Raw genomic sequence first — 24642 nt, 5'->3', positions numbered from 1 at the left:
CGTCGGGCGTCACCCCCAATGTAGGCCCGCACCGGCGCAGGCGCGCGCCGCGGCCGGGGCCACCAGGGGCTACGCGGGGGCCGGGACCCCCGTGAGCGCGGTGACGACCGGGTCCAGCGCCTGGTTGATCTCGTCGCCGATGGAGCGGAAGAAGGTGATGGGCGCCCCGTACGGGTCGTGCACCTCGTCCGCCTCCTCGTTCGGCGCCAGCAGCCAGCCGCGCAGCGCGGCCGCCGCCTGGACCAGGGAGCGGGCGCGCTCGACCACGCCGCCCGCCTCCTCCGGATCGGGCAGCGTCGCGGGGTCTATGGCCCGCACCAGCCGGGTGAACTCCTTGAGCGTGAAGGTGCGCAGACCCGCCGAGTGACCCATCGAGATGACCTGGGCCCGGTGGTCCCGGGTCGCGGTCAGCACGAGGTCGGCGCGGATGACGTGCTCGTCCAGCAGCTCCCGGCCGATGAAGCCGTCCGGGTCGGCGCCGAAGTCGGTCAGGACGGTGGCGGCGTGCGCCTCCATCGGCGCGCCCTCGTGGCCCCAGGTGCCGGCGCTCTCCACGATCAGCCCGCTGGTGCGGGCGGTGCCGAGCCGGTGGGTGAGGGCATGCCGGGTCAGCCGCTCGGTGATCGGCGAGCGGCAGACGTTGCCGGTGCTGACGTGGAGGATGCGGAACGAGGTCTCGGCGTGCTTCGCCCGGTGTTCCGCTATGCCACGGCCCGTCTCAGGGGCTGTCAATTCGCCACCTCGAGGTCGGGTACGACCTCACGGAGCTGCTCGGCGGAGAGCGCGCCCGCACGCAGCAGCACCGGGACCTTGCCGGTGACGTCGACGATGGAGGAGGGCACCGCGGCCGGGGTGGGGCCGCCGTCGAGGTAGACCGAGACGGAATCGCCCAGCATGTCCTGGGCGGCGTCGCAGTCCTGCGGGGACGGGTGTCCGGTGAGGTTGGCGCTGGAGACCGCCATCGGGCCGAAGTCGGTCAGCAGCTCGATCGCGACCGGGTGCAGCGGCATCCGCACCGCCACGGTGCCCCGGGTCTCGCCCAGGTCCCAGGTCAGCGACGGCTGGTGCCGGGCGACGAGGGTGAGCGCACCGGGCCAGAAGGCGTCGACCAGCTCCCAGGCCTGCTCAGAGAAGTCGGTGACCAGGCCGTGCAGGGTGTTCGGGGAGCCGACCAGGACGGGGGTCGGCATGTTGCGGCCCCGGCCCTTGGCCTCCAGCAGATCGCCGACCGCCTCCGCGCTGAAGGCGTCCGCACCGATCCCGTAGACGGTGTCGGTGGGCAGCACGACCAGTTCGCCGCGGCGGACGGCGGACGCGGCCTCGCGCAGGCCGGTCTTGCGGTCGGTCGCGTCCCCGCAGTCGTATCGCCGTGCCATTTAACGGTCCTCCTCGTACGTGGCCAGTGTGTGGTGCGGTGCCGCGGTCACGGCATGGCCTTCCGCGCGGTGGCGAATCGGGGCCGTTTGTTCAGGTCGGGGTGGTCGGCGGCGTCCGCCCAGCCACGCTCCTCCGTGAAGATCCACGGCACCTGGCCGCCCTGGGTGTCTGCGTGCTCGATGACGACCACGCCGCCCGGCCGCAGCAGCCGGTGGGCCGTGCGCTCCAGGCCGCGGATCACATCGAGGCCGTCCTCACCGGAGAAGAGCGCGAGCTGGGGGTCGTGGTCGCGCGCCTCCGGCGCCACGTACTCCCACTCGGTCAGCGGGATGTACGGGGGGTTGCTGATGACGAGGTCCACCTGCCCGTCCAGCTCGGGCAGGGCCGTCAACGCGTCTCCTCGCTGGAGAACGACGCGGGACCCCTCGACGTTCTTGCGGGCCCACTGAAGGGCGCCCTCGTCCAGCTCCACGGCGTGCACCCGGGAGCGGGGCACCTCCTGGGCGAGGGCCAGGGCGATGGCTCCGGAGCCGGTGCACAGGTCGACGATGAGGGGTTCGACGACGTCCATGGCCCGGACCGCGTCTATGGCCCAGCCGACGACCGACTCGGTCTCCGGGCGGGGGACGAAGACGCCGGGGCCCACCTGGAGCTCCAGGTAGCGGAAGAAGGCGCGGCCGGTGATGTGCTGGAGTGGCTCGCGGGCCTCGCGGCGGGCGACCGCCTCCCAGTAGCGGGCGTCGAAGTCGGCGTCGGGCACGCCGTGCAGCTCCCCCCGCTTGACGCCGTGCACGAAGGCGGCGAGCTCCTCCGCGTCGAAGCGCGGGGAGGGCACGCCCGCGTCGGCCAGCCGCTGGGTGGCCTGGGCCACCTCGGCGAGCAGCACATTCACTGAATTCCTCCAGCCGGTCCGTAGTTGCGAAGAGGAAGGTCCTACTGGGCCGCCGCGAGCTTCGCCGCCGCGTCGGCGTCGACGCACGCCTGGATGACGGGCGCCAGCTCCCCGTCGAGCACCTGATCCAGGTTGTACGCCTTGAAACCGACCCGGTGGTCCGAAATGCGGTTCTCCGGGAAGTTGTACGTACGGATGCGCTCGGAGCGGTCGACGGTGCGGACCTGGCTGCGCCGGGCGTCCGACGCCTCCCGCTCGGCCTCCTCCTGCGCGGCGGCCAGCAGCCGCGAGCGCAGGATGCGCAGCGCCTGCTCCTTGTTCTGGAGCTGGCTCTTCTCGTTCTGGCAGGAGACGACGATGCCGGTGGGCAGGTGGGTGATGCGCACCGCGGAGTCGGTGGTGTTGACCGACTGGCCGCCGGGGCCGGAGGAGCGGTAGACGTCGATCCGCAGGTCGTTGGGGCCGATCTCGACCTCGACCTCCTCAGCCTCGGGCGTGACGAGCACACCGGCCGCGGAGGTGTGGATGCGGCCCTGGGACTCGGTGGCGGGCACCCGCTGGACGCGGTGCACCCCGCCCTCGTACTTCAGCCGGGCCCACACACCCTGGCCGGGCTCGATGGTGCCCTTGGCCTTCACGGCCACCTGGACGTCCTTGTAGCCGCCGAGGTCGGACTCGTTGGCGTCGATGATCTCGGTCTTCCAGCCGATCCGCTCGGCGTACCGCAGATACATCCGCAGCAGGTCGCCGGCGAACAGCGCGGACTCCTCGCCGCCCTCGCCCGCCTTGACCTCGAGGATGACGTCCTTGTCGTCGCTGGGGTCGCGCGGGACCAGCAGCAGCCGCAGCCGGTCGGTCAGCTCCGCGCGGCGCAGCTCCAGCTCCTTGACCTCGTCGGCGAAGTCCGGGTCGTCCTGGGCCAGCTCCTGCGCCGTCTCGATGTCGTCCCCGGCCTGCTTCCAGTCGCGGTACGTGTCGATGATCGGGGTCAGCTCGGCGTAGCGCTTGTTGAGCCGCTTCGCCTCGCGCTGGTCGGCGTGGACCGCGGGGTCGGCGAGCCGCTTTTCGAGGGCGGCGTGTTCGCCGATCAGATCCTCGACCGCCTCGAACATGAGGGCTCCCTGGGTGGGTCTGCGTGGACGCGGGGATACGGGCCGGACAGGACGGCCGACGGGCCCGACCGGCGGCCCGGCGGACGGGCTGGCTGACGCAAAACGCCGGTCCGGTCGCCCCTGCGCGGGGGCGACCGAGGACCGGCGCCGTGCGGGTCGCTACTTCTTGGACCCGGCGTTCTTGCCGAAGCGGGCCTCGAACCGCGCCACACGGCCACCGGTGTCGAGGATCTTCTGCTTGCCCGTGTAGAACGGGTGGCACTCGGAGCAGATGTCGGCACGGATGGTGCCGCCGCCCACGGTGCTGCGGGTGGTGAAGGACGCGCCACAGGTGCAGCTGACCTGGGTCTCGACGTACTCCGGGTGGATGTCGCGCTTCAAGGGATTCTCCTGGTTTCTCGGGAGGGCTCCGGGTCGACGGGCGGGTTTGCACGTCGTGAACCGGGGCCGACGATCCAGTTTGCCAGCACTGGCCGCATCACCCAAAACCGGGGGTGGGGCCGGGATATTCCCGACCCCGTCCGACATCCTCCGCGCGGTCCTACTTGACCACGTTGCCGGCGTCGTTCGCGTCGCCGGCGGACCCCTTGGTGGCGGCCTTCGGGATCGGCTTGTCCGCCCGCAGCGCCTTCCAGATCAGCTTGGTCTTGGACTCCATGGGCAGCACCCGGGCCGGGTCCTGCGGGTCGTACTGGACGGGCAGCGTGGTCATGTTCATGTTGCCCGAGCCGATGCCCTGGAGGCTCTTGGCGAAGCCCGACAGCTTGTTGACCGAGGCCAGCTCGGAGTCGGTGGTGAGCGCCTTGGTGGAGGTGTTCGCCAGGTCGTACAGCTTCTTCGGGTTGCCGAAGAGGTTGACGCTCTTGATCTGGTCGAGCAGCGCCTTGACGAACGCCTGCTGGAGCTTGATCCGGCCGAGGTCACTGCCGTCGCCCACGCCGTGCCGGGTCCGCACCAGGCCCAGCGACTGCTCACCGTTGAGGGTGTGCGGGCCGGGCTCCAGGTCGAGGTGGCTCTTCGGGTCGTGGATCGGCTCGGTGGTGGTGATGTCGACGCCGCCGAGGTCGTCGATCAGCTGCTGGAAGCCGGAGAAGTCGACCTCCAGGAAGTGGTCCATGCGTATGCCGCTCATGTCCTCGACGGTCTTGATGGTGCACGCGGGGCCACCGGCCTCGTAGGCGCTGTTGAACATCGCCTCCTGGACCGCGGGGCTCTCCTTGCCGTCCTTCTCGCACGAGGGACGTTTGATGAGCGTGTCACGCGGAATGCTGACCACACTGGCCTTCTTGCGGCCCTTGTAGACGTGGACGATCATCGCGGTGTCGGAGCGCGAGGTGCCCTCGTCCGTGCCGTACTTGGCGTTCTTCCCGGCCCGCGAGTCGGAGCCGAGGACGAGGATGTCCATCGAGCCGTTGTCGACGTTCTTGGGGCGGTCGGTGCCCAGCGCGGCGTCGACGTCGACACCGGTGAGGTTGCCGTTGAGCTTGAAGTAGAGGTACCCGGCCCCGGCGCCGCCGAGGATCAGAACGGACGCGACCGACCAGACGGTGATGTGCGTGGCCCTGCGGCGGGTACTGGGACGCTTGCGGCGGCGTCCACCGGCGCTTCCGCGGGCTCGATGTCGGCCCGGGGTCACCGGCGTGCTGTGCTGGTCGTCAGCCATGTGCTCCTCAGTCCTCGTATCCCGGGTACCCCCTGCCGTCACGGTCAGGCGTGGCGTCGCGGATTCGACCTGACAGATGACAGGCCGAGCGCCAGGGTTGCATACGGAGTTCGGCTCGTTTTCATCTGGGGCAGGCCGGACGCCGTTCGTCCCCTTCGTCCGCCTTACCGCTCTCACCTGCGCTTTCGCGGGCGATAAGGGCATCGAGACCGTTCCGTGACTGTCCCTTTTGGTGTGGTTCACCTCTCAAAAAAACCGAGACCTCCCCGCGGTGCGGGGAGGTCTCGGATGACGGAGCGTGATGGACCTCTCTGCGGTCCGTACGCGATCAGTCGCCGTTGTTGCCGGGGGTCGGCGTGGTCTTGGCGATCTGCATCAGGAACTCGGCGTTCGACTTCGTCTGCTTCATCTTGTCGAGCAGCAGCTCGATCGCCTGCTGCGAGTCGAGCGCGTGCAGCACCCGGCGCAGCTTCCAGACGATGTTCAGCTCCTCCGGCGCCAGCAGGATCTCTTCCTTACGGGTGCTCGACGGGTCGACGTCGACCGCCGGGAAGATGCGCTTGTCGGCGAGCTTCCGGTCGAGCTTGAGCTCCATGTTGCCGGTGCCCTTGAACTCCTCGAAGATCACCTCGTCCATCCGCGAGCCGGTCTCGACCAGCGCGGTGGCCAGGATGGTCAGCGAGCCGCCGTCCTCGATGTTCCGCGCGGCACCGAAGAACTTCTTCGGCGGGTAGAGCGCGGTCGAGTCGACACCACCGGACAGGATGCGGCCGGAGGCGGGCGCCGCCAGGTTGTACGCACGGCCCAGACGCGTGATCGAGTCCAGCAGCACGACCACGTCGTGGCCCAGCTCCACCAGCCGCTTGGCCCGCTCGATCGCCAGCTCGGCGACAGTGGTGTGGTCCTCGGCGGGACGGTCGAAGGTCGAGGAGATGACCTCGCCCTTGACCGAGCGCTGCATGTCGGTGACCTCTTCCGGCCGCTCGTCGACGAGGACGACCATCAGATGGCACTCGGGGCTGTTGCGGGTGATCGCGTTGGCGATCGCCTGCATGATCATGGTCTTACCGGTCTTCGGCGGGGCCACGATCAGACCGCGCTGGCCCTTGCCGATCGGCGCGACCAGGTCGATGATCCGGGTCGTCAGGCCGCCGGCCTCGCTCTCCAGACGCAGCCGGTCCTGCGGGTAAAGCGGCGTCAGCTTCCCGAACTCGGGCCGTCCACGGCCGGTTTCGGGCGCCATGCCGTTGACCGAGTCGAGCCGCACCAGCGCGTTGAACTTCTCGCGGCGCTCGCCCTCGCGCGGCTGACGGACCGCACCGGTGACGTGATCGCCCTTGCGCAGACCGTTCTTGCGGACCTGGGCGAGCGAGACGTACACGTCGTTCGGGCCCGGCAGGTAGCCGGAGGTCCGGATGAACGCGTAGTTGTCGAGGATGTCGAGGATGCCCGCGACCGGGATCAGGACGTCGTCCTCGGAGACCTGCGGCTCGTTGCCGAAGTCGTCGCGGCCACGGCGGCCACGGCGGTCGCGGTAGCGGCCGCGGCGCCCGCGGCGCCCGCCCTCGAAGTCGTCGTCCCCGTCGTCGGAGCGCTGCTGGCCCTGGCCGCGCCCGTCGCCGCGCTGCTGACGGCCGCCGCCGCCCTGCTGGCCGTCGTCGCCCTTGCCGCCGCGGCCCCGGTCGCGCTGGCCGCCGCGCTCGCGACGGTCGCCCTTCTGGCCGCGCTCCTGGCGGTCCTGACGGTCGCCGCCCTTGGCGCCCTTGCCCTCGGCGGTGTCCGCCGCGGCCTCGCCCTTGGCATCGCCCTTGGCCTCGGCGCGGGCCTCTGTGCGGGTCTCGACCGCGGTGGCCGTGCCGCCGGACTCGGCGGTGGCGGTGGCGGGCGCGGTCGCCCGGCGGCGACGGCGCTCACCGGCCGGCTGCTCGTCGGCTACCGGCTCCCCGGACTGACCCGGGATGTCGATCTGCGCTTGCGCGGTGGCCTTGTCCGCCTTGCCGCCCTTGGCGGCCTTGCCGGACTTCTCGGCATCCGCGGCCTGGTCGGCCTTGTCAGCCTTGTCGGCCTTCCCGGCCTTGTCAGCCTTGTTCTGGTTACCCGCGTCCGCGCTGTCCTCGCCCGTACGGGCCTTGGAGGTCGCACGGCGCTTCGGCTTGGTCACCCCCTCGGCGGCGGACGGGGCGGCCTCGGAGCCCTGGGCTCCGCCGCCGGATGCGGCCTGCTTCTCCTTGATGACCTCGATCAGCTGGCTCTTGCGCATCCGCGCGGTGCCCTTGATGCCCAGGCTCGAGGCGAGCTGCTGGAGCTCTGCCAAGACCATGGCGTCAAGGCCGGTGCCCGAGCGGCGTCGCCGCGGGGCAGCGCCAGTGGCAGCACCGGTGGCAGGCGCGGAAGCGTCCGTAGCGGGCGCGGCGGCATTGCCGACACCGCTGTCGGAGGTGCCGGAGGCGTTCACGCCCATCAGATCGGTGGTGTCGCTCACGAAGGGTCCTTCCCTGGAGCGGGCGTCGGCCTGTCTGGCTCGGCGACCGGTTGTGCTGTCCGGCTGTGGTCCTTCCGTTACGGACCGGGCCGGGGCGGTGGTCCGCCGGTACGGCGGAGAGAACATTCATGGTTCCGACGCGGCAGAGTGGTTCGCTTGGATCCGCCACGCCGATTCCGGTGCGTGCACGACACTGCTCAGGCAGGCTGCTCAGGCAGTGTGGGAGGCTCCCGGAAGAAGGGTGGTCCCGGATGGGGACACTTCGCACTGCGCCTCCGAGTACATCCAAGAGGCTTCGAGTGCAGACTTGAGGTTAACACTACCGGATCCAACAAACATTCCCCCTCTCCAACCGGCAATCGAGTTCTGCGGGGCCCGGGGGACGCCCCGGGCGGCTGGGTCAGCTGAGCGGCAGGACGCTCGCCCCCCCGGCGTCGAGAGCCAGCCGGTTGGCCGCCCATCCCTCGCCCGCCAGCCGTGCGACCTTGTCGGCCGCACCGTCCTCGACCAGCGCGAGCACCGTGGGGCCCGCGCCGGAGACGACCGCGGGGACGCCGTCCGCACGCAGTCGGTGCACCAGGCTCACGCTCTCGGGCATCGCCGGAGCGCGGTATTCCTGGTGGAGCCGGTCCTCCGTTGCCGCCAGCAGCAGCTCGGGCCGCCTGGTCAGGGCCTCCACGAGCAGGGCCGCCCGCCCCGCGTTGACGGCCGCGTCCACATGCGGGACGGTGCGCGGCAGCAGTCCGCGGGCGGTCTCCGTGAGCACCGGCTTCCCGGGCACGAAGACCACCGGAACGATGGAATCGGCAGGGTCCATTCTGATCGCCCGGGCGGCTCCCGCGTCCGTCCAGGCGAGGGTGAAGCCGCCGAGCAGACAGGCGGCGACGTTGTCGGGGTGGCCCTCGATCTCGGTGGCCAGCTCCACCAGCGCCTCGTCGTCGAGTTTTTCGCCGCCGCCTATCGTCACGGCGCGCGCGGCGGTGATCCCGGCGCAGATGGCGGCGGAGGAGGAACCGAGGCCGCGGCCGTGCGGAATGCGGTTGGCGCAGACCACCTCGAGGCCGCGCGGCTGCCCGCCCAGCAGGTCGAAGGCGGTACGGAGGGACCGTACGAGCAGGTGGCTCTCGTCGCGCGGCAGGCTCTCGGCGCCCTCGCCCGCGATGTCGACGTGCAGACCGGAGTCGGCGACCCGGACCACCACGTCGTCGTAGAGCCCCAGGGCGAGACCGAAGGCGTCATAGCCGGGACCGAGATTGGCGCTCGAGGCAGGGACGCGCACTCGGACGGCGGCGGCGCGGAACGCTGGACCGGCCATCGCTCGATGACTCTCCTTGTGTGACGTGAGATTGCTCGAAGAGGTACGGAACACCGCGGGGGCCGTGACAGTACGGCGACGCCGCGCAGAGGTGAATGCTCTGCGTCGGGGCGGATTCAGTACAGCCTATCGAAGGAAGGTTCTGTGGCGACATAGGGCGCACGGGAGGCGCACGATGCGTGTCGCACTCCCTGTCGTCGACCAGGTCCACTCTACTGGAGGGTTCCCCATGCCCTCATCGTTCCTGCGCATCTCGTCCACCACTCCAGTGGATCTTGAGATCGCCCGGCGGGCGATGCGGCAGGAAGCGGGCGTACGCCCCCTGAGGTGGCCCCGAAGGCCCTCTGGCGCGGACCCGGAGGCGCCCTGGCGCGGACCCGGACGCGCCCTCGCGTGGCCCCCGGACGCGCCCTCGCGTGGCCCCAGACGCCCTCTGACGTGGGCATCCACGGGCCGGGCCGGGGGCTCGACGACAGCGCCCCGGCCCGCCTCGCGCGTTACGCCAGTCCGAGCCGTACGGCCGCCGCGTCGGCGTCCACCGGCACGATGACCGGCTGCGGGGCGCCCGCGACCGCCCAGTCGGGGTCCTTCAGGCCGTTGCCGGTCACCGTGCACACGATGCGCTGGCCCGGGTCGACCTTGCCCTGCTCGGCCGCCTTCAGCAGCCCGGCCACGCTCGCCGCGGAGGCCGGCTCGACGAAGACGCCCTCCTGGGAGGCGAGCAGCCGGTAGGCGGCGAGGATCTGACGGTCGGTCACCTCGTCGATGAAGCCGCCCGACTCGTCCCGCGCCCGCTCGGCCTGGGACCAGGAGGCCGGGTTGCCGATCCGGATCGCGGTGGCGATGGTGGCCGGCTCCTTGACCGGCTCACCACGCACGAAGGGCGCCGAGCCCGACGCCTGGAAGCCCCACATCCGGGGGGTGCGGGAGGCCGGGCCGTCCTCGGCCGCGTACTCCTGGTAGCCCTTCCAGTAGGCGGTGATGTTGCCCGCGTTCCCGACCGGCAGGACGTGGATGTCGGGCGCGTCGCCGAGCATGTCGACGATCTCGAAGGCCGCGGTCTTCTGCCCTTCGATACGGGCCGGATTGACCGAATTGACCAGCGCCACCGGGTACTTCTCGGACAGGCCGCGCGCGAGCGTCAGGCAGTCGTCGAAGTTGCCGTCGACCTGGAGGATCTTCGCGCCGTGCACCAGCGCCTGGCCCATCTTGCCCAGCGCGATCTTGCCCTGCGGGACCAGCACCGCGCAGACCATCCCGGCGCGCACGGCGTACGCCGCCGCCGAGGCCGAGGTGTTTCCGGTGGAGGCGCAGATGACGGCCTTCGCCCCGGCCTCCTTGGCCGCGCTGATGGCCATCGTCATGCCGCGGTCCTTGAAGGACCCGGTGGGGTTGGCGCCCTCGACCTTGAGGTGGACCTCGCAGCCGGTGCGCTCGGAGAGCACCTGCGCGGGAACGAGGGGCGTCCCGCCTTCGCGGAGGGTGACGACGGGGCTCGTCTCGCCGACCGGGAGGCGGTCGCGGTACTCCTCGATGATGCCCCGCCATCCGTGCCACTGGCGGGTGCCGGACATTCGAGTCCCGGCGTCAGCAATTGCGTTCATGATTTCCCTTTTTCTCCGCTCACCCTCTACTCGGCCTCTGCTCCGCCTCTGTCGGCCTGCGATCGGCCTGCGATCTGCGATGGGCCTGTGTCGGCCCGATGGGCCAGTGTCGGCCCGCTATTCGCCCTCGACCCTCATGATGCTCGCGACATCACGGACGGTGTCGAGCCGGCGCAGTGTCTCGACGGTCGCAGAGAGCGCGGCATCGCTCGCGCGGTGGGTCACGACGACGAGGGACGCCTCGCCGTCCTTCCCCTGCTGCCGGACCGTATCGATCGACACGCCGTGCTCGGCGAACACTGTCGCGACCTGAGCGAGAACACCCGGTTTGTCGGCGACGTCGAGGCTGATGTGGTAGCGCGTGACCACCTGCCCCATGGGGCTCACGGGCAGTCGGCTGTACGCGGACTCGCCCGGCCCGGCGGTGCCCGCCAGCTTGTTGCGGCACGCCGCGACCAGGTCCCCGAGGACGGCGGAGGCGGTCGGCGAACCGCCCGCGCCCGGTCCGTAGAACATCAGCTGACCGGCGGCGTCGGCCTCCACGAAGACCGCGTTGTACGCCTCGCGGACCGAGGCCAGCGGATGGGTCAGCGGAATCATCGCCGGGTGCACCCGCGCGGTCACCGACCGGCCGTCGGCGGCCCGCTCGCAGATCGCGAGCAGCTTGACGGTGCACCCCATGCGCTTGGCGGAGGCGATGTCGGCCGCGGTCACCTCGGTGATGCCCTCACGGTGCACATCGTCGAGGGTGACCCGGGTGTGGAAGGCGATCCCGGCCAGGATCGCGGCCTTGGCGGCAGCGTCGAAGCCCTCGACATCGGCGGTCGGGTCGGCCTCGGCGTACCCGAGCGCGGTGGCCTCGTCCAGCGCCTCGGAATACCCGGCTCCGCTGGTGTCCATCCGGTCGAGGATGAAGTTCGTCGTGCCGTTGACGATGCCGAGGACGCGGTTGATGTTGTCGCCCGCGAGCGACTCGCGCAGCGGCCGCACCAGCGGAATCGCGCCCGCGACCGCCGCCTCGTAGTACAGGTCCGCCCCGCGCTCCTGGGCGGCGGCGTGCAGCGCCGCGCCGTCCTTGGCGACCAGCGCCTTGTTGGCCGACACCACGCTCGCGCCGTGCTCGAAGGCGGTGGTGATCAGCGAGCGGGCGGGCTCGATCCCGCCGATGACCTCGACCACCACGTCGATGTCCCCGCGCTTGACCAGGGCCGTGGCGTCGGTGGTCACCAGCTCGGCCGGTACGCCCTCGCGGACCCGCCCCGGGCGCCGCACCGCGATCCCGGCCACCTCGACCGGGGCGCCGATGCGTGCCGCGAGGTCGTCCGCGTGCGTCGTCATGATGCGCGTCACCTCTGAGCCGACGACTCCACAGCCCAGCAGCGCCACTTTCAGCGGACGCGTACGCATCATCCGACCTCGCTTCTCATCCATCTAGGTGGTGCACCAGTCTCATGCACTGGACGGGGTTTCCTGCCCCCGGGTCCAGTATCCGAGATTTCTTTCTCGCTGACCGATCTCGGCAACCGATCTTGTGACCGATCCGCCGACCGATCCCGCCAGCCGGTTCCGCCGACCGACGTCGCTGCCCGACCTCGCTAACCGACATCGAGCCGCAGGAGATCCTCCTCCGTCTCCCGGCGGACGATTTCCCGCGCCTCACCATCCCGCACGGCGACGACCGGCGGACGCAGCGCATGGTTGTAGTTGCTGGCCATCGAGCGGCAGTACGCGCCGGTGGCCGGAACGGCGATCAGGTCGCCGGGCGCCAGGTCGGCTGGCAGGAAGGCGTCCCGTACGACGATGTCGCCCGACTCGCAGTGCTTGCCGACCACCCGGGACACCATCGGCTCGGCCGTGGACGAACGGGAGACCAGCGCCACCGAGTACTCCGCATCGTAGAGCGCCGTACGGATGTTGTCGGACATGCCCCCATCGACACTGACGTACGTCCGCAGCCCCGGCAGTTCCTTGACCGTACCCACCTCGTACAGGGTGAATGCCGTCGGCCCGACGATCGCCCGCCCCGGCTCGACGGACAGCCGCGGCACCGAGAGCCCCGCTGCGTCACACTCCCGGTGGACGATGTCCCGCAGCGCCGTGGCGATCTCCTGCGGCTCGCTCGGGTCGTCGTCCGGCGTGTACGCGATGCCGAGGCCGCCGCCGAGGTCGATCTCGGGCAGCTCGACCCCGTGCTCGTCCCGGACCTCCTTGAGCAGCCCCACGACGCGGTGGGCGGCCACCTCGAAGCCGGAGGTGTCGAAGATCTGCGACCCGATGTGCGAGTGCACGCCGATCAGCTCCAGCCCGTCGAGCTTCAGCGCCCGCCGCACCGCCTCGGCCGCCTGCCCGCCCGCGAGCGGAATGCCGAACTTCTGGTCCTCGTGGGCGGTCGCGATGAACTCGTGCGTATGCGCCTCGACGCCGACCGTGACCCGGATCTGGACCTTCTGCCGCCTGCCCAGCCCCTGCGCGATGTGCGCGACGCGCACGATCTCCTGGAAGGAGTCGAGCACGATGCGCCCGACACCCGCTTCCACAGCCCTGTGGATCTCCTTCGCGCTCTTGTTGTTCCCATGCAAGGCGATCCGCTCGGCAGGCATTCCGGCGGCGAGCGCGGTGGCCAGCTCCCCCTCGGAGCAGACGTCGAGGTTCAGCCCCTCCTCGTGGAGCCAGCGCACGACGGCGCGGGACAGGAACGCCTTCCCGGCGTAGAACACATCCGCGTCCTCCCCGAACGCCTCCCGCCAGGCCCGGCAGCGGGCGCGGAAGTCGTCCTCGTCGAGGAAGTAGGCGGGCGTCCCGAACCGCTCGGCGAGCGTCGCGACATCGATCCCGCCGACGGTGACGACACCGTCGGCGTTCCGGCTGACCGTGCGGGACCAGACCCGAGCATCGAGCTGATTGAGATCGGCGGGCGGCGCGGCGTAATGCCCCTCGGTCAGGACATCGGCGTGACGGGGCCCGGCGGGGTGGGCGGAACGGCTCATGCTGTCTCTCTCATTGATCAAATGCGGTTCGGAGCACTGATGCCAAGCAGGCGGAGGCCATTGCCGAGCACGACGCGGGTGGCCTCGGCCAGGCGTTTTCGCCGCGTTCCGGGAAGGAAGGCATCAGCAGTGGCAACGAGGTGACGCGCAAGCCGATCGGGCGCACGGTGCCGGGCGGCGGCCTCGACGGTACGGGGAAAGTCACCGAGCAGTCCGAGCAGCGCGCCGTCGTCGGCACCCTCCACCCCATCGACGGCCCGATGAGCCAGTGCATGCGCATAGCGCACCCTGAACAGCGGATTCCCCTCCCGCTGAGCCAGCAGGTGCGCCGGATCCAGATCGGGCAGATCATGCGCAGCAGCCCGCAACAGAGCCCACCGAGCAGCGTCGGACCCAAGCCGGGTGAGCAGCTCGGATGCCGGGACCCCCGCAGCCCTTACAGAAATGACCTCCCCGCCGACTTCTACGTCGACGGACCCCCCACACCCCTCAACAAGCCCGATGACCACATGCAGCACCAGCGCGGCCCGCACCTCGTCGGCGGGCGCGAAGCGCGCGTGCACCCCCGCAAGCCCGTCCCCAAGCCCATACCCGTCCCCCTGCTCAAGCACGACCCCGAGCATCTGCTCATGCGCGTGCCCATCCAGGGTGATGTTGAGGAACCCGGGCCCGGCGATGTCGACGGCCGCGATGCCCGGCGTTCCGATAAGCCTCCGCTGCAACACCGCGGCGATCCGCGCGGCAGCTCCCTCCCCACGCCCCCGAGCAAGCTGCAACGCAACATTCGTGGCGTAATCCCCGCACCCGGGCCGCGGCGGGGTCTGCACCTTCACCCGCTCCGGCACATCGACGCACAGCTCGTCGGCCTCAACGGCGCGACGCACGGTGTGCAGCACAGTGCGGGAGAGCTGGGCGGGTGTCACGGCACCAGCGTATGGGAGGAGGGGGGTGCCTCCGCGAACCGGTTTCGCCCCTCGGACCGCCGCACGCCCGTCTTACGGAGGGTGTGAGGTCGGGAGGCCCACCGACCAACCCAAAACCTCGGCTAGCCGGTGGGCCCCACAGCCGGCTCAGCATCACCGGGCGCGGCCGCCCCAGCGGCCCCTTGACTCATCAGCCGCCCCACGAGCTTCACCAGCTCGGCGGGCTCGAAGGGTTTCGCCAGAAAGGCATCCACCCCCAGCGCCCGCCCCCGGTCCACCTCCACCTGCGTACACGCACTGATCATCGCGACCGGCAACTGCCGGGTCCGCGCATCAGCACGCAACCTGGACGCCGTCTGTAGCCCATCCAGTCTGGGCATCACGACATCGAGAGTGATCACATCGGGTGCCACCTGGTGAACGATCTCCAGGCACTCGGCACCATCGGCCGCGGTCACGACCTCGAAGCCCTCCAGCTCGAGGTTGACCCTGATCAGCTGCCGGATGACCTTGTTGTCGTCGACGACAAGGACCCGGCCGGACAAGCCAGGCACACCCTGAAGAGTAGGCGCGCCCCCGCCCCCGCGTCCGCGTTTTGCCCACTTCCACCCCGTGCGAGGGATCTTCCCCCCACTCCCCTGCGCCCGGCCCTCCACATGCGGTATACCCCCTCCGGTCCCGCCCGCCGCCTCTCCCCAAAAGCGTTCATGACCACCCTCAGCGAGCTGGTAGTGTTCTACCCGTCGCCGCGAGAGAGCAGCGACAGGCAAGCCCCCGTAGCTCAGGGGATAGAGCAACGGCCTCCGGAGCCGTGTGCGCAGGTTCGAATCCTGCCGGGGGCACTTCTGCGTAAGTGTCACAACGCCCCGCCATCAGCCAAGGTGCTGAGTGGCGGGCGTTCTTGTGTCTGGACCCGCATCAGCGCCTATCCGGTTCCGCGGACGGGTCGTGGGTGCGCTCCAGGCCGCAGACCTGCTTCAACAGCCCATCGTCAAGCGGCGCCGCTCGAGTGCCACTCGCTCACGGAAGCGTACGACTTCACCAAGGCCAGCAAGCTCGCTCTCGAGATTCATGGGGGCATGCGCGGTAGCATAAGGAGCATGAGCGAGCCCACCCAGAAGTACTCGATCACGATGCCACGGGACATCGCAGAAGCCGCTCGCGCACGCAGCGGGCCGTCCGGCCTGTCCGCCTACGTCGCCGCGGCCGTAGCCCGTCAGATCGAGCGCGACAACCTCAACGAACTCATCTCGGTCGCCGAGGCCGAACACGGGCCCATCGCCGACGAGGAAGTCCAGGCACTCCGAGACGAGCTCCAGCAAGCCCGTAGTCAGCAGACGCACGACGGAGCGAACGCCGCGTGACGCGCTCCGCTGCCGTACCCGGCGGCACCCTGGTCCTCGACAGCGAGGGACTGGCCAAGGCCGTATTGCGAGACCGCGCGGTCACCGGATGGCTCGCCCTGGCCCGCGCCGACGACATGCGGGTGATCACTAGCGCCGCCACCCTCGTGGAAGTGGTCCATCCCCGGATCAACCGTCCGGCCTTGGAGTGGACGCTCTCCCGCATCGTCGTCGAGCCGGTCACCGAGGCTGTCGCCCGCCACGCCGCCGAGCTCCTGGCCGAGACTGGCCAGCACGGACACAAGTACGCCATCGACGCCATGCTCAGCGCCACCGCCCTCGCCGCCCCCGGGCCCGCCACGGTGCTGACCTCCGATCCCGAAGACCTCGCGGCGCTGTGCAACGGACGCGTCACCATCATGAAGATCTGAGGGCTGCCGACCGCACCAGTACCGGCCGGGAGTGCGAGACTTCGGGCAATCCCCCCAGCAACGACCACTCACCCGCCACGAGCAGCGGTGAAAGAGGGTCGGCTCGGCCCTAATAGGGGCGATCTTACGTAGATTGACTCTTACGTAGATGCTGGCTTACCTCTGGCGGACCCAGGGACATCCCAGAGGTCGGCGCCATGCCGTGACCGTCCGCGGCGCCGAGGACGCGTATGCGGGTCACCCCGGCCCTGTGCGCACGCCGAGCACGCGCCGCATCGACTCCGCGGCGCGGACGGCCGCGTCTGCGCAGCAGTTGTTGAACAGGGCGTGGACCTCGTCGGCCCGGTCGGCCATACAGCGAAGACGTCGGGCCCATTCCTCCAGTTCCTCGGGCGTGTAGGTGTGGCGGAACCGCTCCTCCTTGGTGCCGGAGCCCATGCCTTGTTGCGCCCGTGGAAGCGCGCCACCGCCAGGCGGGGTGAGGTGACCGGGGTGACCGGGGGGATGGAGGCGGGCAGCGCCTGCGTCATGTCCACGGCTACGGCGGACATGCCCCAGTCCGAGAGCGCCGCCTCGGTCGCGGCCCGCTCGCCGTCCGACCACCAGCCGGGATGCCGGAACTCCACGGTTACGTGCCACCCTGCCGTACGTCGCGCGCACTGGTCGAGGAACGCTTTCGCCCGGGAGTCGCCGGGTGCGAACCAGGGTGGGAACTGGAAGAGCAGGGTGCCGAGGCGCCCCGCGCACTTCAGCGGTTCGAGCGCTCCGGTGAAGCGCTGCCACACCTCGTCGAGCAGTCCGGGGTCAGCCCCGTATCGCTGCCCGGACAGGGCGGGTCGCAGATCGGCGGGCAGGGCGTTCGGGGCTGTTGGGTGGCCGGTGAGCAGGGAGAATGCCTTGATGTCGAAGCGCAAGCGGTCCGGCGTGCGTTCGGCCCAGAGGGCGCTGTTACGGGTGCTGGGCAGGTTGTAGTACGTGGCGTCGACCTCCACCACCGGGAATTTGGCGGCGTAATGCCGCAGTCTCCCCGCCGCGTCGCGCAGTCCCGGCGGGTACCAGCCACTGGACAGCAGAGCGCGGTCCGTCCATGAACAGGTGCCGACCAGAATTTCACCCATGCCCCGCCGACTACCCCGGGTCGGCCGGATGGCACCAACGCGCAAACGGAATCCCGTGCATTGACGACAGGCCGCACCCACCCTGGGTGGGGCGTTGGGCGTGGCAAGAAAGCGGAGGCTTGGCATACGGAGCCTGGGGATTAAGCGATTGCGCGGAGTTCGAGCGCCTGTTTGGGTTGTGCGCCAGGGCAACACGGCCCGAATTTCAGGGGGAACTTTACGTGCGTATCCGTACGGGGGCGGCTTCCGCCGCATTGGCCGGGCTGCTGGCCGTTGGCGCAGGTGGCACGGCGCAGGCCGAAAAGCAATAACGCTCCGCAGGACCGGGGCACTTACAGCAAGAAGGAGGCCTGGGTCCAGCTCCGGCGTCGGAGCGTTCGAGACCAAGGGCGACCGGGTGCACTTTTCGCACACGGTACGGGGCAACATCAACGCACACGGGTGGTGGAAGCCTCTGAACGGGCCCGCGACCAAGGCCAAGGTCACGGTGTGGCTCCAGGTCAAGGGCGGGTCGGGGTGGCGGACGCTGAACAAGGGGTCCAAGACCGTCTATTCCGGTGGCGGAAGCGCCAAGCGGGCGTCGGCTGCCTGGAAGTGCACCAACCTGGTCGCGAAGCACTCCTTCCGCAGCATCATCGACGTTGACATCGTCGGTTACCCGGACAACAACAAGAAGACCACGGATACGCAGACGCTGTACTGTGGCACGTGATCAAGAGCTGATAGTGGCGCTGGAAGGACACTCTTCCAGCGCCGCACATTTTCCGGGGAGTGCCCGTGTTTCCGCCCACCGTGATGATTGGTCTGCATGGGATTCTCCAGCGGAATCCCTGGTTTGACCGGGTCGTTGAGCAGGACGACGAAGGCACGGTCGAGGAAGACGTCCTCGGCTTTGCGATCGACCGGGCCGGTTCCTACGGCTGGCAATCCCTGACCAGTTGGCTTCACGAGGACGGAAAGGTCACCGCTCGCCATGAGCCCACTGCCTGGGCTCATGAGGAGGTCGGCGGTGATTGGACGCAGGATGGGAAAGTCCACCAGCTGGCCTGGTTGCAGGCTGGGGTTCTTACGGATCCTCCGCGTCCGGGTCTTCCTGTTCGGCCGATTTCTTTGGTGTTGTCCGAGACCTTGGCTCGCGTGGGCACCGTGACATTCACTGGTCTGCATGCCCTGCTGCCGTTGCAGGCGGCCGAACGCAATACGGCTTTCCACCAGACCGAGTTGGCGCCGTGGTTCGGCCTGGCGGATCCGGAGGCCCGGTACGAGGTGGTGGTCACCGTCTCCTGCCATCCCGACGCGGGCGGGATGGGCGAGCGGGATGCGGCAGCCGTCAGTGAAGCGGTGCGGGAGATGGCGCAGGGGGCGGTGGATGTCTCCGCGTCCGCGCCGGAAGGCGACCTGACGGGATTGGATCTCGACCTCGACCGGGTGCTGCACACCGAGGGGATGCGTGAGGTGATGCGGTTGAACTGCCGTACGCGGGAGTGGTCACCGGATATCGCGGTGTGGCTGCTGGAGATGGTCGCGGAGGGATTGCGCGGGGCGGGGCGGTTGGCGCCGGTGGTGGTGACGGCCTCACTGGCGTCGCTTCCGGCGTAGTGCGTCGGCAACGGAACGTTTCGCATGGGCGGCGTCGGGCAAGCTGGCGTTTGGGAGCGCTCCCATACCTCTCCCACTCCCCCACGGACGATGGAGGGGATTTGTCATGAACGCGGCAATTCCTTACGCTGGGCGACTCGCGCCCTCGGACTGCTGTCCGCGCTACTGCTCGGCCTGATCCCCTGGTCCGGCACCGCCAGCGCTCACGGATCCGTCATCGACCCCGCCTCCCGCAACTACGGCTGCTGGCTGCGCTGGGGCAGCGACCACCTGAACCCGGAGATGGCCCAGAAAGACCCCATGTGCTGGCAGGCCTGGCAGGCCAACCCCAACGCCATGTGGAACTGGAACGGCCTCTACCGCAACGGCTCCGCCGGCAACTTCCCGGCCGCCGTCCCCGACGGACAGCTGTGCAGCGGCGGCCACACCGAAGGCGGCCGCTACGACTCCCTGGACACCCCGGGCGCCTGGAAGACCACCACCATCAGCCGCAACTTCACCGTCAAGCTGTACGACCAGGCCAGCCACGGCGCCGACTACTTCAAGGTCTACGTCACCCGGCAGGGGTACGACCCCACCACCCAGCCGCTGAAGTGGAGCGACCTGCAACTGGTCACCACGACGGGTAAGTACGCGCCCAGCCAGAACTACTCGATCGACGTCAGCACCTCCGGCTACACCGGCCGCCACGTCGTCTACACGATCTGGCAGGCCTCGCACATGGACCAGACGTACTTCCTGTGCAGCGATGTGAACTTCTCCTGAGCCGCCACCCCGTCTCCCTCGCCGGATGCGTCGCGTCCGGCGAGGGTTGCGCTTCGGCGGTCTCGTCCGGCGCTTCCGGGGCACTCGGTATCCCCAGTCGTTGAGAGGAGTTGGAGAGATGACTCACTTAGCCAGCGGGATACGGGCGGGCGCGATCGGTGCCGTGGGGCTCCTCGCGTGCGGGGTGCTGACCGCGTGCGGGAGTGACAGCGACTCCGAGGGCAAGGGCGGGAAGACCTCGTCGGCGGCGGATGGCGGGGCAGGGGGTACGGCGGCGGTCCGTACCGCGTACGCCAAGACCGCCGAGGAGGAAACGGCGCGGATGACCCTGCGGACGGAGACGTCGGCCGCGGGCAAGACGGCTGCCGCGGACGGCGAGGGCGTCATCGACCTCGAGGACGGGGACAGCGCGATGACCATCAGCGCCGGGGGCCAGAAGGTCGAGCAGCGCGTCGTCGACCAAGTGGTCTACCAGAAGCTTCCCCCTAAGCAGCGCGCGCAGGTTCCCGGTGACAAGCCGTGGATCAAGATCGATCTGAAGAAGGCGGCCGCCGAGCAGAACAGCGGTAGCAGCAATCAGATCAACGACCCCGCGCAGTCCGCGTCGCTCGGCAAGGGCATCACCGACCGGAACACCGAAGAGGTCGGGAAGGCCACGGTCGATGGCGCACAGACCACCCGCTACCGGGTCACCGTGGACATCGACAAGCTCCCCGGCGGCGCCGCGTTGAAGCGCCAGGTCGGTCCCACCGTGCCGATGGACATCTGGCTGGACGACCAGGGCCGCATCCGCCGCCAGCAGGTCACCATGAACCTCAAGCCGACGGATCGGGCGGACAAGACCACCGCCGTCCCGCGGAAGATGACGGTGCGCACGCTGATCGAGCTCTCCGACTTCGGCACCGAGGTCGACCCGGAGGTTCCGTCGGCAGGGCAGACCACCGACATGACGGGCAAGATCGGCAAGCAGTAGAGCCGGGTCACGGGGCCTCGGGGCAGCGGAGGTCCGGGGCCGAGGGGTTCGGGGAGCACGTCACCACCGCCAGGGAGAGGAAGGACGTGCGGCCTACGTAGAAGCCGAGGGAGACGTCGCCGCCTTGGGTCAGGCGGGTGGTGGCTGTGGCTACCAAGCGGGACAGGCGGGCGGTGTCGGCTTCCTGGCGGGAGAGGAAGCCGGGGGCGTGTTCGGTGAGCTGCTGGCCCAGCCAGGTGGCGGCGTCCTTGGGTTCGTGGAAGGTGGCGCGGATGAGGGCGGGGGTCTTGAGGAGCCAGTACGCCGTTTCCATGGGCGGCAGCTCGGAGCGGCGGAAGGCGTCCAGTTGGGTGCGGTAGTGCTCCTCGTCCTCCGGCGTCACCGGGGGCAGGGGGCGGTCGGGGAGGCGGCGGAGGATCTCGTGGTCGAACAGCTCCTTCTCGCCCAGCCAGGAGTACGCGTGGAGGTGCACGCGTCAGCCGTTCCCGCTGGGGGCGGAGGGGAAGGCCCCTGATGGGGTGATGGGGTCTTCCCCGCCCGAGGCTCAGGAGACGGTGATCTCGGCTACCGAGTCGTAGAACGACAGGTGGTTCTTGATCTCCGGTACCGCGTCGATCGGCTGTGCGTACGTCCACACGACGTCGGGTCGCAGCTCGGCTCCGCTGTCCGGGCCGATGTACGTCCAGTACGCCGCCTCGCCCTTGAAGGGGCAGGTGGTGCGGGTGTCGGTGGGCTCGAACAGGGTGAGGTCCACGTCCTCCGGCGGGAGGTAGTAGCGCACGGGCAGGCCGGTCTCGTGGAGCAGCAGCGGGCGGTCCGTCTCGGCGACGACCTGGCCGTCGATGGTGACCTTGACGTGCTGCGTGCCGCGGACCACCTCCACGCGGTGGCCCGCGCCCGAGCCGGTGTGGGGATGGGGGGTGTGGGTGGACATCGCGTCGTCCTCCTCGGTTCGTCGCCTCGGTGGGGTCCGTGTTCAGGTCAACGCTTGCCCTGGGCCGGGGATTCCGTTGTCTCCTCGCGGGGCCACGGGCGGCCGTCGTGGGCTTCGACCTCGCGGTTGAAGCGGGTCAGGACCTCGCCGAAGCGGGACAGGTCCTCCGGGGTCCAGTCTTCGAGCAGCCGGGCCAGGCTGGTGCGGCGGCAGTCGCGTTCGGCGGTGAGGCGTTCGGCGCCCAGGGCGGTGACGCGGAGCTTGCGGGCGAGGCCGCCGTCGGGGTCGGGGATGCGCTCGACCAGGCCGCCGCGCAGCAGGGTGCCGGTCTGGCGGTTGACGGTCGAGACGTCGAGCTGGAACGCGTCGGCGAGCTGGCCGATCGACATCGCGCCCTCCGCGTCCAGGCGGGAGAGGAGCAGGTAGGCGGAGCGGTCGAGGCGGTCGGGCGCGCAGGGTTCACCAGCAGATGCCTTGCGGTCTCGGGGTGTCAGGACATGACACCTGGCGACCAGCATCAATTCGCGTTCCAGCAGTTCCAGCCGCTCCAGCACGCTTCCTCCTCGTCGCCCCCGCTCCATGGAACAGAAGTGTGCACGATACACATCATGTGTAGGATGCACATCTCCCACTCATCCCTGTTGTACCGCTTGGAGGCCGCATCCGCATGGCCCAGTCAGCCCCAGCCCGCGTCGAGGAGCCCTTGAGCGCCGCGCCGGCCCCCGGCTCGTCGCCCCCGCGGCGCGAGGTCGGTGGCGGTTTCGTGGCGGTGCTCGCGTTCTGCGGCATCGCCGTCTCGGTGATGCAGACGCTGGTCGTCCCGCTCGTGAGCGAGCTGCCGCAGCTGCTGCACACCACCAGCTCGAACGCGTCCTGGGTGGTCACCGCGACCCTGCTCGCCGGGGCCGTCTCGACTCCCGTCATGGGGCGGCTCGGGGACATGTTCGGCAAGCGCCGGATGCTGGTGGTCGCGCTGATGCTGCTCGTCGTCGGCTCGCTGACCTGCGCCGTCACCTCCGAGCTGGTGGTGATGGTGGTCGGCCGGGCCATCCAGGGCGGGGCGATGGGCGCCATTCCGCTGGGCATCAGCATCATGCGGGACGAGCTGCCGCCACAGAAGCTGGGCTCGGCGATGGCCCTGATGAGCTCCTCGCTCGGCATCGGCGGTGCGCTGGGGCTGCCGGCCGCCGCGTTCGTCGCGCAGCACACCAGCTGGCACGTGCTGTTCTACGGGGCCGCCGGGCTGGGCGCGATATCGGTCGCGCTAGTGCTGGCCGTCGTCCCCGAGTCCGCCGTACGGACCCCGAGCCGCTTCGACCTGCTCGGCACGATCGGGCTGACGGCCGGGCTCGTCTGTCTGCTGCTGCCCATCACCAAGGGCGGCGACTGGGGCTGGGCGAGCGGCACGACGCTCGGGCTGTTCGGCGCGGCCGCGGTGGTCCTGGTCCTGTGGGGCCTCTTCGAGCTGCGCACCACCGAACCGCTGGTCGACCTGCGGACCACCGCACGCCGCCAGGTGCTGCTGACCAACCTCGCCTCGATCATGGTCGGCTTCTCGTTCTACGCGATGTCGCTGATCCTGCCGCAGCTGCTCCAGCTGCCGGAGGCCACCGGATACGGCCTCGGCCAGTCGATGGTCATGGCGGGGCTGTACTTCGCCCCGATGGGCGTGGCGATGATGCTGGTCTCGCCGCTGTCCGCGCGCATCAACGCGGCCCGCGGCCCCAAGGTCTCGCTGATCAGCGGCCTCATCGTGATCGGTGCGACGTACGGCGCGGGCCTGGTGATGATCGACCACATCTGGCAGATCGTGGTGCTGTCCACCGCGCTCGGCATCGGCATCGGCATCGCGTACTCGGCCATGCCGACCCTGATCGTCAGCGCCGTACCGGCCCGGGAGACGGGCGCGGCGAACGGTCTGAACACCCTGATGCGGTCCATCGGCATGTCCACCTCCAGCGCGGTGGTGGGGGTGATCCTGGCCCGCCAGACGACGGATTTCGGCGGGGTCGCGCTGCCGAGCAAGGACGGCTTCCAGATGTCGTTCATGGTGGCGTGCGCGGCCTCGGTCGTCGGGCTGGTGATCGCCTTCTGCCTGCCGGGGCAGCGGCGCGTCCCGAGCGGTGTCCCGGGCAGTGTCTCGTCCGCGCCCGGGAGCGCCTCGACGGCGGCCTCGACCTCGACATCGACCTCGACCGTGCCGGAGGAGCGCGTCATCGAGAAGGCCCAGAAGGGCGAGAAGGAGGACGCCGCCCCCGCCCTCACCGGCAGCGTCATCCACGGCCGGGTCCTCGGTTCCGACGGCGCCCCGCTGGCCGACGCCGCCGTCACCCTGATCGACACCGGCGGCCGTCAGCTCGGCCGTACGGTCAGCGGGCGCGACGGCGGCTACACCGTGGCCGCGCCCGGCAGCGCGAGCGTCGTCCTCATCGGCTCGGCCCCCGGCCACCGGCCGCAGGCCGCCACGCTGCTGGTGTCGGACGTCCCGGTCGTCTGCGATCTGCGGCTCGCCGGAGGCGGCGGGCTGACCGGGTCCGTACGGGCCGAGGGCGGCGGGCCGCTGGACGGGGCCACCGCCACCGCGACCGGCGCGGACGGCGAGGTGGCGGGCTCGGCGACGGCCGACGAGAAGGGTGAGTTCGCGCTTCCGGAGCTGGCCTCCGGCGCGTACACGCTCACCCTCAGCGCCGACGGACACCGTCCGCACGCCACCCAGGTCGAGCTGACCGCCGGTGAGCCGCTGCGGGTCGACGTGGCGCTGCGGCCCGCGGCCCGGGTCCGGGGCACCGTACGTGACCAGGGCGGACAGCCGCTGGAGGACGCCCGCGTGGCGCTGCTGGATGCCTCGGGCGACGTCGTCGGGCAGTTCATCACGGGCGCGGACGGGACCTTCGGTTTCGAGGGGCTGACCGGTGAGCACTACACGGTGGTCGCCAGCGGTTACGCACCGGCCACCCGGCCGGTCACGGTCGGCGGCGACGCCCCGGAGGCCCGGGACGTGGACTTCCTCCTCAGCCACGGCTGAGTCGCGGCTCAGTCGATGTGCCGTCCAGCCCGGCCCGTGGGTACGGGCCGGGCTGGACGGCTATCGGCTATCGGCAATCGGCAATCGGCAATCGGCAAT

Annotated in this window: 23 protein-coding genes, 1 tRNA gene and 1 pseudogene; 8 read left to right on the top strand and 17 right to left on the bottom strand. The window is 70.1% G+C overall.

The features are described 5' to 3' along the window. Nucleotides 1–69 precede the first annotated feature (69 nt). From HYQ63_RS28775 to HYQ63_RS28715, 13 genes are all read right to left on the bottom strand, one after another. Complete coding sequence (locus tag HYQ63_RS28775; RefSeq protein WP_123099801.1) at nt 70–732, bottom strand: protein-tyrosine-phosphatase; 663 nt, start codon at nt 730–732, stop codon at nt 70–72. Next, complete coding sequence (locus tag HYQ63_RS28770) at nt 729–1376, bottom strand: L-threonylcarbamoyladenylate synthase (protein WP_179936762.1); 648 nt, start codon at nt 1374–1376, stop codon at nt 729–731. Before HYQ63_RS28770 ends, HYQ63_RS28775 begins: the two co-directional genes overlap by 4 nt. A gap of 47 nt (nt 1377–1423) precedes the next feature. Further along, nucleotides 1424–2269 carry a peptide chain release factor N(5)-glutamine methyltransferase gene (gene prmC / locus HYQ63_RS28765; protein WP_055547728.1) on the bottom strand — a complete coding sequence of 282 codons (846 nt, stop codon included), beginning with the start codon at nt 2267–2269 and terminating at the stop codon, nt 1424–1426. 41 nt (nt 2270–2310) lie between these two features. Next, entirely contained in the window at nt 2311–3381 is a 1071-nt protein-coding gene (gene prfA, locus HYQ63_RS28760; RefSeq protein WP_123099803.1) for a peptide chain release factor 1, read from the bottom strand. A 159-nt stretch (nt 3382–3540) separates the two neighbouring features. Further along, the gene (rpmE, locus tag HYQ63_RS28755) at nt 3541–3762 is read right to left on the bottom strand and encodes a 50S ribosomal protein L31 (protein ID WP_009715059.1); all 222 of its coding nucleotides are present in this window, start codon (nt 3760–3762) and stop codon (nt 3541–3543) included. Between the two features lie 160 nt (nt 3763–3922). After that, entirely contained in the window at nt 3923–5044 is a 1122-nt protein-coding gene (locus HYQ63_RS28750; RefSeq protein WP_179936761.1) for an LCP family protein, read from the bottom strand. A gap of 328 nt (nt 5045–5372) precedes the next feature. Beyond that, nucleotides 5373–7526 carry a transcription termination factor Rho gene (gene rho / locus HYQ63_RS28745; protein ID WP_179936760.1) on the bottom strand — a complete coding sequence of 718 codons (2154 nt, stop codon included), beginning with the start codon at nt 7524–7526 and terminating at the stop codon, nt 5373–5375. Nucleotides 7527–7926: 400 nt separating this feature from the next. Continuing rightward, on the bottom strand, nt 7927–8841 hold the full coding sequence (gene thrB / locus HYQ63_RS28740; RefSeq protein ID WP_009715062.1) for a homoserine kinase: 915 nt from the start codon (nt 8839–8841) through the stop codon (nt 7927–7929). A 497-nt stretch (nt 8842–9338) separates the two neighbouring features. Continuing rightward, nucleotides 9339–10415 (bottom strand): threonine synthase, encoded by a 1077-nt coding sequence (thrC, locus tag HYQ63_RS28735; protein WP_179940617.1) that lies wholly within the window; start codon nt 10413–10415, stop codon nt 9339–9341. A gap of 147 nt (nt 10416–10562) precedes the next feature. After that, nucleotides 10563–11855: a homoserine dehydrogenase gene (locus tag HYQ63_RS28730; protein ID WP_179936759.1), complete on the bottom strand. Its 1293-nt coding sequence runs from the start codon at nt 11853–11855 to the stop codon at nt 10563–10565. Nucleotides 11856–12040: 185 nt separating this feature from the next. Then, nucleotides 12041–13432 (bottom strand): diaminopimelate decarboxylase, encoded by a 1392-nt coding sequence (gene lysA, locus HYQ63_RS28725; protein ID WP_179936758.1) that lies wholly within the window; start codon nt 13430–13432, stop codon nt 12041–12043. 17 nt (nt 13433–13449) lie between these two features. After that, on the bottom strand, nt 13450–14355 hold the full coding sequence (locus HYQ63_RS28720) for an arginine--tRNA ligase (protein WP_179936757.1): 906 nt from the start codon (nt 14353–14355) through the stop codon (nt 13450–13452). A gap of 122 nt (nt 14356–14477) precedes the next feature. Continuing rightward, complete coding sequence (locus HYQ63_RS28715; RefSeq protein WP_257232225.1) at nt 14478–14909, bottom strand: response regulator; 432 nt, start codon at nt 14907–14909, stop codon at nt 14478–14480. A 216-nt stretch (nt 14910–15125) separates the two neighbouring features. Here HYQ63_RS28715 and HYQ63_RS28710 point away from each other — a divergent pair. The 3 genes from HYQ63_RS28710 (at nt 15126) to HYQ63_RS28700 (ending at nt 16129) form a co-directional block, all read left to right on the top strand. Next, a tRNA-Arg gene (locus HYQ63_RS28710) sits at nt 15126–15197 on the top strand. A 258-nt stretch (nt 15198–15455) separates the two neighbouring features. Beyond that, nucleotides 15456–15719 carry a CopG family transcriptional regulator gene (locus HYQ63_RS28705; protein WP_179936756.1) on the top strand — a complete coding sequence of 88 codons (264 nt, stop codon included), beginning with the start codon at nt 15456–15458 and terminating at the stop codon, nt 15717–15719. Next, nucleotides 15716–16129 carry a type II toxin-antitoxin system VapC family toxin gene (locus HYQ63_RS28700; protein ID WP_179936755.1) on the top strand — a complete coding sequence of 138 codons (414 nt, stop codon included), beginning with the start codon at nt 15716–15718 and terminating at the stop codon, nt 16127–16129. The genes HYQ63_RS28705 and HYQ63_RS28700 overlap by 4 nt, the downstream gene beginning before the upstream one ends. Nucleotides 16130–16366: 237 nt before the next feature. Here the strand turns inward: HYQ63_RS28700 and HYQ63_RS28695 are convergent. Further along, nucleotides 16367–17247: pseudogene (locus HYQ63_RS28695) on the bottom strand (DUF72 domain-containing protein). A 397-nt stretch (nt 17248–17644) separates the two neighbouring features. Here HYQ63_RS28695 and HYQ63_RS28690 point away from each other — a divergent pair. The 4 genes from HYQ63_RS28690 to HYQ63_RS28675 all read left to right on the top strand — a co-directional run bounded on the left by HYQ63_RS28690 (nt 17645) and on the right by HYQ63_RS28675 (nt 20584). Continuing rightward, nucleotides 17645–17959: a hypothetical protein gene (locus tag HYQ63_RS28690; protein WP_179936754.1), complete on the top strand. Its 315-nt coding sequence runs from the start codon at nt 17645–17647 to the stop codon at nt 17957–17959. A gap of 65 nt (nt 17960–18024) precedes the next feature. After that, nucleotides 18025–18846 carry a hypothetical protein gene (locus HYQ63_RS28685; RefSeq protein ID WP_179936753.1) on the top strand — a complete coding sequence of 274 codons (822 nt, stop codon included), beginning with the start codon at nt 18025–18027 and terminating at the stop codon, nt 18844–18846. Nucleotides 18847–18936: 90 nt separating this feature from the next. Continuing rightward, nucleotides 18937–19611, top strand: a complete 675-nt coding sequence (locus tag HYQ63_RS28680) for a lytic polysaccharide monooxygenase (RefSeq protein ID WP_179936752.1) — start codon at nt 18937–18939, stop codon at nt 19609–19611. A gap of 118 nt (nt 19612–19729) precedes the next feature. Then, on the top strand, nt 19730–20584 hold the full coding sequence (locus HYQ63_RS28675) for a hypothetical protein (protein ID WP_179936751.1): 855 nt from the start codon (nt 19730–19732) through the stop codon (nt 20582–20584). Between the two features lie 7 nt (nt 20585–20591). Here HYQ63_RS28675 and HYQ63_RS28670 read toward each other — a convergent pair whose 3' ends face one another. The 3 genes from HYQ63_RS28670 to HYQ63_RS28660 form a co-directional block, all read right to left on the bottom strand. Beyond that, on the bottom strand, nt 20592–21056 hold the full coding sequence (locus tag HYQ63_RS28670) for a hypothetical protein (protein ID WP_179936750.1): 465 nt from the start codon (nt 21054–21056) through the stop codon (nt 20592–20594). 72 nt (nt 21057–21128) lie between these two features. Beyond that, nucleotides 21129–21518 carry a DUF427 domain-containing protein gene (locus tag HYQ63_RS28665; protein WP_179936749.1) on the bottom strand — a complete coding sequence of 130 codons (390 nt, stop codon included), beginning with the start codon at nt 21516–21518 and terminating at the stop codon, nt 21129–21131. A gap of 47 nt (nt 21519–21565) precedes the next feature. After that, nucleotides 21566–22036, bottom strand: a complete 471-nt coding sequence (locus HYQ63_RS28660; RefSeq protein ID WP_218929665.1) for a MarR family winged helix-turn-helix transcriptional regulator — start codon at nt 22034–22036, stop codon at nt 21566–21568. Nucleotides 22037–22185: 149 nt separating this feature from the next. Here HYQ63_RS28660 and HYQ63_RS28655 point away from each other — a divergent pair, with 149 nt between their 5' ends. Continuing rightward, on the top strand, nt 22186–24543 hold the full coding sequence (locus HYQ63_RS28655) for an MFS transporter (RefSeq protein WP_257232224.1): 2358 nt from the start codon (nt 22186–22188) through the stop codon (nt 24541–24543). The last annotated feature ends 99 nt before the right edge of the window (nt 24544–24642 follow it).

It is taken from the genome of Streptomyces sp. Rer75, from assembly GCF_013414305.1.
Classification (GTDB): domain Bacteria; phylum Actinomycetota; class Actinomycetes; order Streptomycetales; family Streptomycetaceae; genus Streptomyces; species Streptomyces himastatinicus.
Note: the sequence above shows the minus strand (reverse complement) of the source record. Positions and strands in the feature narration are given on the sequence as shown.